The organism is Duganella aceris, assembly GCF_011090165.1.
Taxonomy (GTDB): Bacteria; Pseudomonadota; Gammaproteobacteria; order Burkholderiales; family Burkholderiaceae_D; genus Rugamonas; species Rugamonas aceris.
This window is the reverse complement of record NZ_JAADJT010000006.1, coordinates 1-14434: the sequence shown is the minus strand read 5'-3', so window position 1 is coordinate 14434 and position 14434 is coordinate 1. Positions and strand designations below refer to the sequence as shown.

At 64.8% G+C, this 14434-nt stretch carries 10 protein-coding genes and 1 pseudogene; 3 read left to right on the top strand and 8 right to left on the bottom strand.

The window, feature by feature from the left end:
- Positions 1 to 8 precede the first annotated feature (8 nt).
- The 5 genes and pseudogenes from GW587_RS13860 to GW587_RS13840 all read right to left on the bottom strand — a co-directional run bounded on the left by GW587_RS13860 (position 9) and on the right by GW587_RS13840 (position 8799).
- Positions 9 to 2870 (bottom strand): type VI secretion system Vgr family protein, encoded by a 2862-nt coding sequence (locus tag GW587_RS13860; RefSeq protein ID WP_166103865.1) that lies wholly within the window; start codon positions 2868 to 2870, stop codon positions 9 to 11.
- A gap of 71 nt (positions 2871 to 2941) precedes the next feature.
- Positions 2942 to 3061: pseudogene (locus tag GW587_RS31300) on the bottom strand (patatin-like phospholipase family protein); the annotation flags it as partial.
- 176 nt (positions 3062 to 3237) lie between these two features.
- Positions 3238 to 3891: a DUF3304 domain-containing protein gene (locus tag GW587_RS13850; RefSeq protein ID WP_166103862.1), complete on the bottom strand. Its 654-nt coding sequence runs from the start codon at positions 3889 to 3891 to the stop codon at positions 3238 to 3240.
- A 121-nt stretch (positions 3892 to 4012) separates the two neighbouring features.
- Positions 4013 to 6583: a cyanophycin synthetase gene (gene cphA / locus GW587_RS13845; RefSeq protein WP_166103859.1), complete on the bottom strand. Its 2571-nt coding sequence runs from the start codon at positions 6581 to 6583 to the stop codon at positions 4013 to 4015.
- A 38-nt stretch (positions 6584 to 6621) separates the two neighbouring features.
- A complete protein-coding gene (locus GW587_RS13840) occupies positions 6622 to 8799 on the bottom strand; it encodes a cyanophycin synthetase (protein ID WP_166103856.1) in 2178 nt (725 codons plus the stop codon).
- 260 nt (positions 8800 to 9059) lie between these two features.
- On the opposite strand from GW587_RS13840, the gene GW587_RS13835 reads away from it, so the two are divergent.
- Together GW587_RS13835 and GW587_RS13830 are read left to right on the top strand one after the other, a co-directional pair.
- Positions 9060 to 11333 carry a cyanophycin metabolism-associated ABC transporter gene (locus GW587_RS13835; RefSeq protein WP_166103853.1) on the top strand — a complete coding sequence of 758 codons (2274 nt, stop codon included), beginning with the start codon at positions 9060 to 9062 and terminating at the stop codon, positions 11331 to 11333.
- 12 nt (positions 11334 to 11345) lie between these two features.
- Positions 11346 to 11816 carry a cyanophycin metabolism-associated DUF1854 family protein gene (locus GW587_RS13830; protein ID WP_166103850.1) on the top strand — a complete coding sequence of 157 codons (471 nt, stop codon included), beginning with the start codon at positions 11346 to 11348 and terminating at the stop codon, positions 11814 to 11816.
- Position 11817: 1 nt separating this feature from the next.
- Here GW587_RS13830 and GW587_RS13825 read toward each other — a convergent pair whose 3' ends face one another.
- Genes GW587_RS13825 through GW587_RS31290 form a run of 3 tightly spaced genes read right to left on the bottom strand, consistent with a single transcriptional unit; the run spans position 11818 to position 13539 of the window.
- The gene (locus GW587_RS13825; protein ID WP_166103847.1) at positions 11818 to 12441 is read right to left on the bottom strand and encodes a 2OG-Fe(II) oxygenase; all 624 of its coding nucleotides are present in this window, start codon (positions 12439 to 12441) and stop codon (positions 11818 to 11820) included.
- 50 nt (positions 12442 to 12491) lie between these two features.
- A complete protein-coding gene (locus GW587_RS31295) occupies positions 12492 to 13289 on the bottom strand; it encodes an oleate hydratase (RefSeq protein ID WP_371875592.1) in 798 nt (265 codons plus the stop codon).
- Between the two features lie 7 nt (positions 13290 to 13296).
- Positions 13297 to 13539, bottom strand: coding sequence for an oleate hydratase (locus GW587_RS31290; RefSeq protein ID WP_229259445.1), 243 nt, complete (start codon positions 13537 to 13539; stop codon positions 13297 to 13299).
- A gap of 291 nt (positions 13540 to 13830) precedes the next feature.
- On the opposite strand from GW587_RS31290, the gene GW587_RS13815 reads away from it, so the two are divergent.
- Entirely contained in the window at positions 13831 to 14295 is a 465-nt protein-coding gene (locus GW587_RS13815; RefSeq protein ID WP_166103843.1) for a hypothetical protein, read from the top strand.
- Positions 14296 to 14434 lie beyond the last annotated feature (139 nt).

Here is a 14434-nt window from a genome sequence, read left to right as displayed (position 1 = left end):
CGGCGTCCTTAACTTTGTACGAGTGAAAACGGGGCACCTGATTTGGCTGCGTCGCGCTTGCATTTCTTGCAGATAGAGTGCGGCAGCGCCGGCAGCGCGTAGGCCAGCTTGTCCGGTCCGATGAAGTGTTTGGTGCCTGCGTGGATCGTGATCTTGCCCGGACACTGGACAGTGATGTTGCCGCCTTCGATCGTAATGTTCGCGCCGCCCGCCGTCGACAAGGTGATGCTCTTGGCCGCCGCCCAATCCACCTCGGCATTCGCGCTGACGACATTGATTTCATCGCGCGCCTGCACCTTCAGCACATCGGCCTGGGCCTGGAGGTCGATGACGTCCTTGGCCGCGATCAGCTGCACGCCGATGCCGCCCTCGCCCGCCTTGACCGCGCCGCCCAGCACACCGATGGCTTGGCCGCTGTGCGCGCGCATCTGGCCGGCGCTGATGAATTGCGTGTCGCCGCCGCTCATCAGCGAGATCGTCTCGCCGTTCGCCAGTTGCAGCGCCTGCCCCGCCGTCACGCCGATGCCGGCCTTGCCGCTGATCGCGATGATCGGCGAACTGGCGTGCGGCAGTTGATCGTCGCCCGGCGCCGTCTTCTTCTCGCCGGCGTCGGCCTTGGCCGCGCTCACGCTGCCGTTGCCGACCATGCCGGACACCGCCGTCAACATCGCCTTCAACGGCGCCGACGCGTCGTCGAGCGCGCTCGCGTTCGCTTTAGTCGCGCCGATGTGGCCGCTGAGCGCCACCGTCTCATGCGTCTTGGCCGCGTCGCTGAAGGTCTCGCCCAGCTTGGCCGCCTGCTTGAGCAGCGCGATACCGGCCGCGTTGTCGCCGGCCGGATCGCGCTCGCCCGCGTTGTGATCGATCTTGTAGCTGCTGATCAGCAAGCCGGCGCCGCCGCGCACCGCGCCGTAAGCGTCGGTGCGCAACTCGGCGCCCTGCCCGCGCAGGCTGCCGCGATAGTTGTCGGCGCTGTGGATCAGATGGCCCAGCGATAATTCGCTGGCCGCGTGCGTCGAGCGCAGCTGCACGCGTCCCTGCGCATCGGTGTCGTCGAACAGCAGCTGGTTGTAGCCCGATCCGCCGAACTCCTTGCTGCGCACGCCCCACTGCGCCGCGCCGTTGCGATGGCCGTCGCTGTCGCCCGACGCGCCGTGCCACAACGGGCTGTTGCCGCCGGCCAGATTGCCCTGCGCCGACGGCGCATGGTCGCTGGCCGGGTTGAACGGCTTGGCTTCGCTGGCCGCGTCGGTCTGCCCTGCCGGCGTCGGCGTCACGCCGCCCTCGCCCTGGCCGTTGTACAGCGCGCCGATGATGATCGGCCGGTCGATATCGTTTTCGATGAATTGCACCAGCACCTCTTGCCCGATGCGCGGCAGAAACTGGCTGCCCATGCCGCCGCCGGCCGAGCGTTGCGCGACGCGCACCCAGCAGGTCGCGTCGCCGCCGTCCTGCCAGTGGTAGCGGATGCGCACCCGGCCCAGCCGGTCGCAATACAGCTCGTCGGCGCCGGACGGCTGGTCGATGCCGTCGGCGCCGATGACGATGGCGCTCTGCGCGCCGCGCGCGGTCGGCTTCGGATGGCTGCGGCCGTCGCTGCCCGCCAGTTGCGGGCGCCAGATGACATCGGCCGCCACCGCATCGAAGCTGTTGGCGTAGCCAGTCTGGCGCGCCTGCGCGACGGTCTGCGCGAAGTCGTCCGGCACGTCGGCGACGATTTCCTCCAGCAGTTCCGGGATCGGTCCGAACAATTCCGCCAAGGCCTGCTGCGCCGGCGACGGCAAATTATTGACGCCAACGCTGCGTACGCGCAGCAGCACATAGGCCGGCGGCGTCTCGGACGTCGATTGCAGCGGTCCCTGCGTGACATTGATGCGCGCACCGGCCGCCAGCGTGCGCACCGTCGAGCGGCCGCGCCACAGTTGCGCCGACGCTTCGCGGCCCTGCATCTGTAGATCCGCATACCGCTGCGCCTGCGCCGCGTTCGCGTAGGCGTATTGTCCGGGCACGTCGTAGCTTTCCAGCGGCGGTAGCTTGCCCGAAGTGAGGCGCGATGGCGCGCTGGCGTTGACGGCCTGTTTGGATTTGTAGTCGTAACTCAGCAAAGTGGTCAGCGATGCCGTGACGCTGCGCCGCGCGTTCAAGGCCTGGATGGTGTCGGACGCCTCGCCGGCGCGCACGCCGTGGAAGCGGATGCCGCCGCCGGCTGCGCTGCTGGCGTCTTCCGGCGTCGCGGTGGCCTGGCTGCTATCGGCGAACAGCACCACGCCGACGCCCTCTTCCAACTGCTCGCAGCGCCAGGCCAGGCCCTCTTCGGTCAGCAAGCGCCGCACGAAGTCCAGGTCCGATTCGCGATATTGACAGCAATAGCTGCGCGCCACCGCATCGGCCATGAACGGCTCGGCCTCCTCGCTCCAGCGCCATTGCGCCAGCGGCGCGTAGCCCTCGAACACTTCGTCGACGATCTCGATGACGGTCTTGTCTTGCCACACGCGGCTGTTGCGCACCTGGCCCAGGCGCCACAACCACGGCGTCAAGCGCAAGCGGAAACGCGCCAGGCCGCCTTCGCTGCCCAGCATCGCCGCCTGCGTGATATCGCCATGGAACGTGGTGCGGCTGCCATCGGCCAGGCTGACCATCAGGCTGGCCGGCTGACCCAGCAACGGCCGTAACGCGATATGCGCATTGGTCGACAGCACGATGACGTCACGCGCGCCGACCTCCTGCACGCCGTCGTCGGCGGCGAAGGCCTCGACCAGCAGTCCGCCCGAGCCGAGATCGTGGTCGCCGTCCAGCATCAGTTCATATAGCCTCGTGGCGCTTGAGAACTGAGCCAACGACACACGCAATTGTTCGAGTACTTTTTGCATTAGCGAACAACGATCAGGAGTTACCGATTTGACATTATCCCATCAGCAAGAGAAATGGCGTGTTCAGTTGACGAAGTGCCGATCACCCAATCCAGCTCAATGCCGGCCTCGTGCATGGCCTGGTAGACGTCCAGCTGGTAGGCGCCCAGGGCGCCTCCGCCCTGCAATACCAGGACCACCTGGCCAGGCATGGTCGGCGAAGTCGGACTAGGATTCACTCATATCTCCACGATGCGCTGCAACAGGCAGATCGTAGTGCAGTTCCCAGCCGGCCGTTGCCAGATGTCGCCGACGACGCCGTTGAGTTAGTGCGGGACGACCACCAACTGCTCATGGCATCGGGTATGTCGTCGTGCGCGGGTGGTCATCATGGCTGCACCGCGTCCATCTCGCGAATCTGCGCTTTCGTATATTCGATCGCGGACTTCATTCGATCAGTTTGTTCCTTTGTGCGCACGCTGCCATCGGCCAACCCTCTTTCCATCAGCTGCAACATACCCTTCTTGGTCGCCAACTGATCGTTACGGACCTTGGCTGCGTACGCTCTGGACGGCACCGGCCAGCCTTTGGTTCGCCCAGGCCATTCCGGCCGAGTGGGTCCGAAGCTCGACACTATCGCCTCCGCCTCGCCATCCTCCCGCATGACAAGCCAGATATCGTCAGCGATGCCGGCCGGGTATGGCGGGACGTGCACCAATTGCTCATGCCATTCTTCGTCAGGATAGAAGTTGTACTTCACGACGACCTGGTACCCTGGGTGCCATTGCGCCGGAATGCCAAAACAGCAAACTGAACCGCCGATGCCGTATGGATTCAGCGCATCACCACCGCCGCTGTTTGTCTTATCTTTCGGGTTGCGCACCATCAGGACGACCTCTTTTCCAGAATAATTGATCGCGCGCACAGATACCCCCACGGTACCGCGTTCGCTGGGGTGCACTTCTGCGCTGGCGCTGATCAACGCCGTTATTCCGACGGATAACAGTAACACGCAAAGAAGACGCAAGATATTTAGATTCATGGAGTTACCGATTTGATATTATCCCATCAGCTAGAGAAATGGCGTGCTTAGTTGAAATCTTACCACCCATGAAAAAAGCCGACCTCTCGGCCGGCTTTGGATGCTATCGATACTAACGCGCTCAGACTTCCTTGATGCGCTTGGCGATGTGCGCCAAAGCGTCTTCCACCTGATCGATCAGGATCAGGCACAAGTCGCCGTCCTGCAGGCGGCCCAGCGCGGTGTCGATGGCGAGGAATTCGCCGTAGATTTCCTGGATGTGCGAGGTGCGCGGCGCGCCGTTCAGGCCCGAACGCAGCAAGGCCACCACTTCGCCGTCGACCCGGCCGCGCTGGCATGCGTCCTCGTACAGTAGCACGTCGTCGAAGGCGCGGCCGAGGATCTCGGTCTGCTGCGTGATGTCCTGGTCGCGGCGGTCGCCGGCGCCCGAGATCACCACCACGCGGCGCTTGGCCGGCATGGTCTCCACCGCCTGCACCAGCGCCAGGATGGCGTCCGGATTGTGGCCGTAATCGGCGATCACGGTCGCGCCCTTGTAGTCGAAAACGTTGAAACGGCCCGGCGCATTGTCGGAATCGTTGGCGAAAGTCTTCAGGCCGAGACGGATCGCGTCCCAGCTGATGCCCACGCCCCACGCCGCCGCCACCGACGCCATCACGTTCTCGACCTGGAAGCCGATGGCGCCGTTGCGGGTGATCGGCACTTGCGACAGCGAGATCTTGTTCAGCTCATGGCCCTCGGCGGCGACGATATGGCCGTCCTCCACATACACGGTGCGGCAGCCCTGCGCCAGGTGCGTGGCGATGATCGGGTGGCCGCGATCCGCGCCGAAGAAGATCACCTTGCCGCGGCAGTTGGCCGCCATGCCGGCGACGATAGGATCGACCGCGTTCAGCACCGCGAAGCCGCTTTCGGAGACGTTCTGCACGATCACGCGCTTCAGCACCGCCAGGTCTTCGACCGTGGTGATGTAGTTCAGGCCGAGATGGTCGCCGCTGCCGATGTTGGTCACCACCGCCACCTGGCAGCGGTCGAAGGCCAGGCCTTCACGCAGCACGCCGCCGCGCGCGGTCTCGAACACCGCCGCGTCGACGTCCGGATGCAGCAGCACGTTGCGCGCGCTGCGCGGACCGCTGCAATCGCCGCTGTCGGTCTGGCGGCCTTCGATGTAGACGCCGTCGGTGTTGGTCATGCCGGTGCGCAGGCCGCTGGCGGTCAGCAGGTGCGCGATCAGGCGCACGGTGGTGGTCTTGCCGTTGGTGCCGGTGACCGCGACCACCGGAATGCGGCCGTTGTCGCCGGGCGCGAACATGGTGTTGACGATCGCTTCGCCCACCGCGCGGCCCTTGCCGTACGACGGCGCCAGGTGCATGCGCAGGCCGGGCGCGGCGTTGACTTCGACCACGCCGCCGCGCTGGTTTTCAATCGGCGTCAGCACGTTGTCGCACACGACGTCGACGCCGCAGATATCGAGCCCGATCATCTGCGCCGCCTCCACCGCGCGCGCCGCCACTTCCGGATGCACGTCGTCGGTGACGTCGGTGGCGGTGCCGCCGGTCGACAGGTTGGCGTTGTTGCGCAGGATGACGCGCTGACCGGCGCCGGGCACCGAATCAGCCTCCAGGTCCTGCAAGGCCAGACGCGCGATGGCGATGTCGTCGAAACGGATCTTGGTCAGCGACGTCGAGTGGCCGCTGCCGCGACGCGGATCGGCGTTGACGATGTCGACCAGCTGGCGCACCGTGTGCACGCCGTCGCCCACCACCTGCGGCGGATCGCGGCGCGCCGCCGCCACCAGCTTGTTGCCGATGACGAGCAGGCGGAAATCGTGGCCCGGCAGATAGCGCTCGACCATGATGTCGTCGCGGAATTCCTTGGCCGCGTGGAAGGCTTTCGCCATATGTTCTTTCGACGCCACGTTGACCGTGACGCCCTTGCCCTGGTTGCCGTCCTTCGGCTTGACCACCACCGGCAGGCCGATCTCCAGCGCCGCCGCCCAAGCGTCGTCCGCGTCTTCGGCGGTGCGGCCGATCGGCACCGGCACGCCGGCCGCGTGCAGCAGCTTCTTGGTCAGTTCCTTGTCCTGCGCGATCGATTCGCCGATGGCGCTGGTGCTGTCCATCTCGGCGGCCTGGATGCGGCGCTGGCGCGAGCCCCAGCCGAACATCACCATGCTGCCTTCGGTCAGGCGGCGGATCGGAATGTCGCGCGCCACGGCGGCGCTGACGATGGCGCCGGTGCTCGGGCCCAAGCGCACGTCTTCATCCAGGTCGCGCAGCTGTTCCAGCGCGGCGTTCAGGTCGAACGGGGCGTCGGTCAACGCGGCGTTGATCAGCTTCTCGCCCAGTTCGACCGCCAGGCGGCCGACCGCTTCTTCGCTGTATTCGACCACGGTTTGATAGATGCCGTCTTCCAGCGTGGCGGTGGTGCGGCTGAAGGTGACCGGGCAGCCGGCTTGCGCCTGAAGACTCAGCGCCGCCGCTTCCAGCACGCGCGCCAGCGACACGGCGTCGTCGTTGCCGGTCGGGTGCAGCGCGCCGATGGCGGGGAAGCGCGCGTGCAGGCGCTGTTCGAAACCAGGCAGCGTCGCGATCGACTGCTCCTCGGGCGGGCACGAGACGATGACCTCCACCGCGGTGTGGTGGCTCCAAAGATTCGGGCCGCGAAGGGCGCGGGTGCGGATAACTTCCATAAATCTGTTAGCTCTCAGTGATATGAGTCAGTGATGAATCAATGATGTGTTTTTTTCGGATTCGCGTCGAAGGTGCGCAGACCGGCGCCGATCAGCTCCGGCGTCAGGCCCAGCGCCCAGCCGGCGGCGATCGCGGCCAGCACGGCTTCCGGCGGCACCAGCGGCGACAGCGGCAGGTTCGCCACCTGGTCGTGGCCGATGGCCAGCACGATGCGGCTCGATTGCGCGTCGGTGCGCTGGAATACCACGCGCTTGCCGTCCTGGCGGTGCTCGGCAATGGCGGCGCTGTGCTCGTCGACGCCGTAGAAGATCACTTCGCCGTCGCACAGGCGCGCCATGTCCACCACTTGCGGATCGGCGGCGTTCAGCACCGCCACGCCGCTCGGCAGGATCACGTCGACCTGGGTGCGCAGCACGCCGTACAGCTTGTCGGCGCTGTCGATGTAAAACTCGCCCAGATCGTCGAAGTCGCTGACGTCGGTGACCACGCCGACCGCGCATTTGTCGTAGGCCAGGCCTTCGGTCAGGATCATGCGCGCGCTGGCTTCGAACACGCCGGCTTCGACATTTTTATTCAGCAGCAGCCGTTCGCCGGTTTCCCAGTCGCTGAAGCCGTCCTTCGGCAGCAGGCGACCGTTGACGAACAAGCCGTCGGCGCAGGTCAGGCCGACCTTCTTGCCGCTGATTTGCAGCAGCCAGGCGATCAGGCGCGAAGCCATGGTGGTGCCGTGCTTGCCGGTGATGCCGACGATCGGCATGCGGCCGCTGTGCTCCGGCGCGAACAGATGATCGACGATGGCTTCGCCGACGTTGCGCGGCTCGCCGCTGGCCGGCTTCAGGTGGGCCAGCAGGCCCGGGCTGGCGTTGACTTCGATCACCGCCCCGCCCTGCTCGTGCAGCGGACGGCTGATGTCCGAGGTCACCAGGTCGATGCCGGCGATGTCCAGGCCGACAATGCGCGCCGCCAGCGTCGCCATCGCGGCCACTTGCGGGTGCACCTTGTCGGTGACATCGGTGGCGACGTTGCCGTTCGGCTGGATCAGGACTTTCTGGCCGTCCGCCGGCACCGAGGCATGCGTCATGTTCTGGCGTTGCAGTTCCAGGATGATCTCGGCCGATTCGTGCGGCTTGATGCGGCCCAGCGGGAAGTCCTCGGTCTCGCCGCGACGCGGATCGACGTTAATCTGGATGTCGCACAGTTCCAACACGGTCGACTTGCCGTCGCCGGTGACCCACAGCGATTCGCCGGCGGCCGCCGCGATCAGGCGCTTGCCGACCACCAGCAGGCGATGCTCGTCGCCCGGGATGAAACGCTCGACGATGACGCTCTTGCTTTCGCCCTTGCGCGCGGCCAGCGCGTACGCCGCCGTGACGTCCGATTCCGTCATCAGGTTCAGCGACACGCCGCGGCCGTGATTGCCGTCGTACGGCTTGACCACCACCGGCACGCCGATGTCCCGCGCCGCTTCCCACGCCGCTTCGGCGCTGGTGACCAGTTCACCTTCCGGCACCGGCACGCCGCACGAGGACAGCAGGCTTTTGGTCAGGTCCTTGTCGCTGGCGATGCCTTCGGCGATGGCGCTGGTCTCTTCGGTTTCGGCGGTCCAGATGCGGCGCTGCGCGGCGCCATGGCCCAGCTGGACCAGGTTGCCGTCGGTAAGACGAATGAAGGGGATCTGGCGCACGCCGGCGGCGTCGACGATGTTGGCGGTGCTCGGGCCGAGGCACAGCGACTCGACCATGTCGGTCAGCTCGGCGACCACGGCCTCCAGGTCGTAGGGCTGGTCGTCGATCATCGCCATCAGCAGATCGCGGCCGTGCGCCAACGCGGCGCGGCCGACCTGCTCCTGGCGGGTGCGGAAGGCCATCTTGTACAAGCCGGTGTCTTCGCCGATCTGACGGGTCTTGCCGAAGCCGGTCTTCATGCCGGCCAGGTTTTGCAGTTCGAGCACCACGTGTTCCAGGATGTGGCCGGCGTAGGTGCCGTCGCGCAGGCGCTCGAGGAAGCCGCCGTGTTCGCCCACACCGCAACGGTGCACGATCAAGCCCGGCAGGATCGCCGTCAGGCGCTCATACAAACCAGGCAACAAATTCGAGGGGAAGCTCTCCAGTTCGCCGATATCCAGCCACGCCTCGATCACCGGGCGATAGGTCCAGATGTTAGGGCCGCGCAAATGGGTTACGCGGAGAACTTCAATGTCTTTCTTCTTGGTCATGTATCAATTCTTATAACTTTGTTATCGGCCTTAGCCAACCCGCGCCGTATTTTAAACCCTGTAGTGCTGCATGCTGCTGTGCGTTATACTTGCCGCCAACACAAAACACCGAACCAATCTTGATCTCTGTCAAATGTTTAATAACTGACAGAATACCGTAAATAAGCTTTTATACCAGCCGCAACACCTTACTGGCAAAACGTTTATTTAGAGTCCGGGTGCAAGTTCCGCCCTTTTTCCCCGCAGGAGTATGCCGCACGATGACAACCGAACAACTTTCCACCGTATCCAGCCTGAGCGAGCTCCCTGAGCGTTGGCGTTCCGAGATACAGGCACAACTTTCCCAAGGGGAAAACGTTGTAAGTGCCCTGGAGGTTGACTTGGATCAGCAACTTCGTTTCTCGAAGGGCATAATTTTAGTCACGGAAGGCCGATTGCTGGCGCGCGCGCCGGGCGAATCGCAGTGGCAGGCCTGGCCGTTCGCCAAGGACTTGACGCTGAAACACCACGACCACGCCGGTGTCGGCCACCTGGAGCTGGTCGGCGGCGCCGGCCGTCTCGGCGCCTGGCGCTTCACGCTGGGCCAGAATCTGGCCGCGATCCGCCTGGTCGAACAATTCGACGCCCACCTCGACAGCCACGCCACCGGCCAGCCGGTGCTGCGCGACGATAAAAACGTCTGCCCGAGCTGCAAGGCGCCGCTGGAGCCCGATCAGGAGGAATGCCCGATCTGCACCAAGGTGGTGTACACGCCGCCGTCGACCTGGACCCTGTTCCGCCTGTGGCGCTTCGCCAAGCCGTACAAGTTCCAGCTGGGCTTCGGCTTCGCGCTGATGCTGCTGTCGACCGGCGCGCACATGATCCCGCCGTACCTGACCATCCCGCTGATGGACAATGTGCTGATCCCGTACCAGAGCGGCAAGCCGGTCGATTCCTCGCTGGTGACCTTGTACATGTCCGGCCTGGTGGCGTCGGCGGTGCTGGCCTGGATCCTCGGCTGGGGCAAGACCTATGTGCTGGCGCTGGTGTCGGAGCGCATCGGCGCCGACCTGCGCACCGAGACCTACGACCATCTGCTGCGTCTCTCGCTCGAATACTTCGGCGGCAAGCGTACCGGCGACCTGATGTCGCGCATCGGCTCCGAGAGCGACCGCATTTGCGTGTTCCTGTCGCTGCACCTGCTGGACTTCGCGTCCGACTGCCTGATGATCATCATGACCGGTGTGATCCTGTTCAGCATCGACCCGTGGCTGGCCTTGTTCACGCTGCTGCCGCTGCCGTTCATCGCATGGCTGATCCACATCGTGCGCGACCGCCTGCGCACCGGCTTCGAAAAGATCGACCGCGTCTGGGGCGAAGTCACCAACGTGCTGGCCGATACCATTCCCGGCATCCGCGTGGTGAAGGCGTTCGCGCAGGAGTCGCGCGAAGCGTCGCGCTTCCGCACCGCCAACAAGCATAACCTGGCCGTCAACGACAAGTTGAACAAAGTGTGGTCGCTGTTCTCGCCGACGGTCTCGTTCCTGACCGAGTTGGGACTGCTGGTGATCTGGGTGTTCGGCATCTACCAGGTCTCCAAGGGCCACATCACGGTCGGTGTGCTGTCGGCCTTCATCGCGTATTCGAGCCGCTTCTACGGCCGGCTGGATTCGATGAGCCGCATCGTCTCGGTGACGCAGAAATCGGCGTCGGCCGCCAAGCGCATCTTCGACATCCTGGATCACGTGTCGTCGGTGCCCGAGCCGACCAACCCGGTCAAGCTGGCCAAGGTGGACGGCAACATCACCTTGCGCGAGGTCGGCTTCCGTTACGGGAACCGCGCGGTCAACCGCGGCATCAGCCTGGATATCAAGGCCGGCGAGATGGTCGGCCTGGTCGGCCACTCAGGCTCCGGCAAATCGACGCTGGTCAATCTGATCTGCCGCTTCTACGACGTGTCGGAAGGCGCGATCATGCTCGACGGCGTCGACATCCGCTCGTTCGCGGTGTCGGACTACCGCCGCAACATCGGCCTGGTGCTGCAGGAGCCGTTCCTGTTCTTCGGCACCATCGCCGAGAATCTGGCCTACGGCAAACCGGATGCGACGCGCGAGGAAATCATCGCCGCCGCCCGCGCCGCGCACGCCCACGAATTCATCCTGCGCCTGCCGCAGGGTTACGACTCGATGGTCGGCGAGCGCGGGCAAGGCCTGTCCGGCGGCGAGCGCCAGCGCATCTCGATCGCGCGCGCGCTGCTGATCGATCCGAAGATCCTGATCCTTGACGAAGCCACGTCATCGGTCGACTCCGAGACCGAGAAGGAAATCCAGCGCGCGCTGGAAAACCTGGTCAAGGGCCGCACCACGATCGCCATCGCCCACCGCTTGTCGACCTTGCAGAAGGCCGACCGCCTGGTGGTGCTGGATCGCGGCGTGGTGGTGGAGGAAGGCGGCCACGATGAGCTGATGGCGCGCGAAGGCGCCTACTACCGCCTGTACCAGGCGCAGGCCCGCAACGTCGACACCGACCTCGATGACACCGCCAGCAAAGAATAAGAGAACAAGCACATGACGACGAGTAAATTTGAATTGGTCCGCAATCCCTTCGGCCGGCTGGTGTTGACCACCACCGAAGGCCATGTGCACGAAGGCGTGGCGCCGGTGCGCGCCTTTCCGGTGCAGGCGCCGGACGACGGCATCGCGCTGGTCAGCACCGACGGCAAGGAAGTCGGCTGGATCGACCGCATCGAAGACCTGCCGGCGGCGATTGGCGCGCTGGTGCGCGAGGAGCTGGGTGGACGCGAGTTCATGCCGGAGATCTCGCGCATCAACAGCGTGACCAGTTTCGCCACGCCGTGCACCTGGTCGGTGGCCACCGATCGCGGCGACACCGAGTTCGTGCTGCGCGGCGAGGAAGACATCCGCCGCCTGACGGTGGACACCTTGCTGATCTCCGACATCCACGGCATCCACTACCTGATCCGCGACGTGCGCGAACTGGACAAGCACAGCAAGAAGATCCTCGACCGCTTCCTGTGATCTAGTTCGGCGGCCGGCGGCGGAACCAGCCGGCCAGCGACAGGCGGTCGTGCGTCGCCGGCAGCACCTCGTGCGGCATGTCGGCCGACAGGAACACCACCAGGCGCCCGCCCAGCGGACTGACGTCGCTGGCCGGCGCATCCAAGGGATGCAGGCGCAGCGCGCCGCCCTGCTCCACCGGCCAATCCGGATTCAGATAAATCACCACCGACACGGTGCGCAGGTCGTCGTCGCGAAAGCGGTCCAGATGGACTTGGTACGCGGCGCCCGGCGCGTAGTGGGCGAAGTGGCTTTCGTAGCTGTCCAGTCCAAGGAAGAATTCCCGGTTCAGCGCCACACGCACTGTTTCCATGATCAGCAGATAGCTGTCGCAGGCCTCGGAGCGTCCGGCTTGCAGCCACAGGATGCGGTCGCCGCGTATCGCCGAATGCACCGCGCGCGCGGCGCCGCGTCCCACCGCTGCGGCGGCAAGCGCGCCGGTGGCCGCCTCGTCGCGGCATTCGACCGCCAGCGCCAGCGTCAGTTCATCGGACAGGAAGAGGTTTTGCTGGGACCAGCCGTGCAGGGCTAGTCCGTTCATCGTCAGCTGGTGCAGGCTGCTGACGGCGGGGAGTTCATTGGGCATAGGACTCCAGGTGAAAGTCCATGGTAACACCCATCCCCGCCGGCGGCGGCTTATTTGAAGGCTTTGACCACGGCATCGAACTTCACCTTCAGCGACTCGTCGTGATGGCTGACCGGCGGCACCTCGCGCTTCACCTCCAGCAATTGGTAGACCGCCATCTGCGCCGCCCGCACCGAGTATTCGACGGTGAACACCACATCGTCCGCCACCTCGACGAACTGGCTGACGAAGGCCAGGTTGCGCGAGCCTTGCGGCACCGGCAGCGGACGGTCGCTCTTATGGCGCGGCATGAACATGCTGGTGATGTAGGGCATGCGGCAAGGGATGCAATTGGCGGTGGCCATCACCTCGTAGTCGAAGTTCAGGTGGCCGCATAGTTCGCGCAGGATCTCCTCGCCGCTGCAATCGGCCATCGGCTTGGCGACGAAATCGCCGATGCGGTCCGGATGCAGCGCATAGCCCCAGAACACCTGCACGCCCTCTGGCTGGTTCACGAAGTGCGGCTGATGCGCCAGCACCACCGACAGCAGCCAGCGCGAATCCTTGAACGTCACCAGCCCGCCGGTGCCGGCCACGTTGCCGCTGAACTGCTGCATGCGGTTGAAGAAGGCGGGACTCTTCAAGGTCACCGTGAACGACTCCCACCACGATTCCGGAATGCTGCGGTTGAACGCCGCCGGATTGCCGAATTGCGGACGGCCGGCGGCCAGCTTTTCCCACAAGGCCCAGCCCTGGCTATCATGCTTGTCGAGCTTGGGCGGCGCGGCGTACATGCTGCCGTAGCTGGAGGCGTCGGTCATCGAACCGTTCTGGAACAACACCAGGTCCTCGGGCCGCACGCGCTGCACGCCGATTTCACCGTCGCGCGTGTAGTGGATGCGACAGCCGCACCAGCTCGATGCGGTCCATCATGCTGAGGCCCATCGAGCCGACATCGACCTTGAAGCGGTTGCGGTCCACCAGCCGCGCCTTCGAATTCGAGACGTTGACCTCATTGAAGGCGATGGTCTCGTCGTAGACGGTGCGGCCCGGATGTTCCAGCGACGGGATGCTCTTGAACAGGTCCCAGGTGCATTCGTAGTTATCGGTGGTGAGCATGCGGCCGCCGCGCAGCGTGTAGCCGCTGTCGGCGTTGCCGCCGCCGTACGTTACGACACGGACTGTTCCGCCACGCGCCGTTGACGCACTGCACGGAGCGCCGAAAAAAGGTCGGCATGATTGAATCGGCACGCGATCAAGGGGCCCCGGAAAGGCATAAAATGAAACCCACAGAGCCGAAAACACACTTCCCTGTTAGACCGGCGCCGAAGCGCAAACGCGAACGCCGCCGCCCCGCGCCGGCCAAGCCCCCGGCCCCGACGCCACAACCGGCAAAGAAGGAGCCCCGCAATGACTGACGAACTCGAAGAAGTGCAGTTCAACTTGCGCTACGCCCAACGCCTGTGCCAGAGAACCGCCCGCCTCTACCGGCGTGTGCAGACCACGCTCACCTTTATAACCTTGCTGGCCGGCAGCAGCGCGGTGGCCACGCTCGCCGCGCAGTTACCTGTCCCATCCGCATCGCTGATGGCCGTGTTCGCCATATTTAGCTGTATCAACCTCGCGATTCGCCCAGCCGAAAAAATCGCCGCGAACGAGGCCGACATCCGGAAATACGGCGCGCTGCTTGCCAAGTCACACGCTTTGGATGCAAAGACCTTGCAGCAGCAGTTCAATGAAGCGCAGCAATCGGACGCCGCCGAGGTCGAGCCCTTGCGCGCCGTCGCCTACAACGACATCGTGCTTGAAATCGACGAACCGGAGGCGCTGATCAAACTCACGCCGATGCAAAAGCTGATCGGCGCGCTGGCGTAAAAAAAGCTCCCCGCAGGGTAATGCCGTTCAGTTAAGGAGATTTTTTTAGTACGCGAACGTCATATTTTCTAGGTCTGCCCTTGACGGCCCGGTCGAAGCTTCGACCGGGCCGTTCTTCATTCAGAAGGCTAACCAACCT

What these genes read in the sequence shown, in the direction of transcription:
- GW587_RS31290 (WP_229259445.1), bottom strand. Translation starts at nt 13,539, where the DNA reads ATGCTCACCACCGATAACTACGAATGCACCTGGGACCTGTTCAAGAGC.
- GW587_RS13815 (WP_166103843.1), top strand. Translation starts at nt 13,831, where the DNA reads ATGACTGACGAACTCGAAGAAGTGCAGTTCAACTTGCGCTACGCCCAA.
- GW587_RS13825 (WP_166103847.1), bottom strand. Translation starts at nt 12,441, where the DNA reads ATGCCCAATGAACTCCCCGCCGTCAGCAGCCTGCACCAGCTGACGATG.
- GW587_RS13830 (WP_166103850.1), top strand. Translation starts at nt 11,346, where the DNA reads ATGACGACGAGTAAATTTGAATTGGTCCGCAATCCCTTCGGCCGGCTG.
- cphA (WP_166103859.1), bottom strand. Translation starts at nt 6,583, where the DNA reads ATGGAAGTTATCCGCACCCGCGCCCTTCGCGGCCCGAATCTTTGGAGC.
- GW587_RS13860 (WP_166103865.1), bottom strand. Translation starts at nt 2,870, where the DNA reads ATGCAAAAAGTACTCGAACAATTGCGTGTGTCGTTGGCTCAGTTCTCA.
- GW587_RS13840 (WP_166103856.1), bottom strand. Translation starts at nt 8,799, where the DNA reads ATGACCAAGAAGAAAGACATTGAAGTTCTCCGCGTAACCCATTTGCGC.
- GW587_RS13835 (WP_166103853.1), top strand. Translation starts at nt 9,060, where the DNA reads ATGACAACCGAACAACTTTCCACCGTATCCAGCCTGAGCGAGCTCCCT.
- GW587_RS13850 (WP_166103862.1), bottom strand. Translation starts at nt 3,891, where the DNA reads ATGAATCTAAATATCTTGCGTCTTCTTTGCGTGTTACTGTTATCCGTC.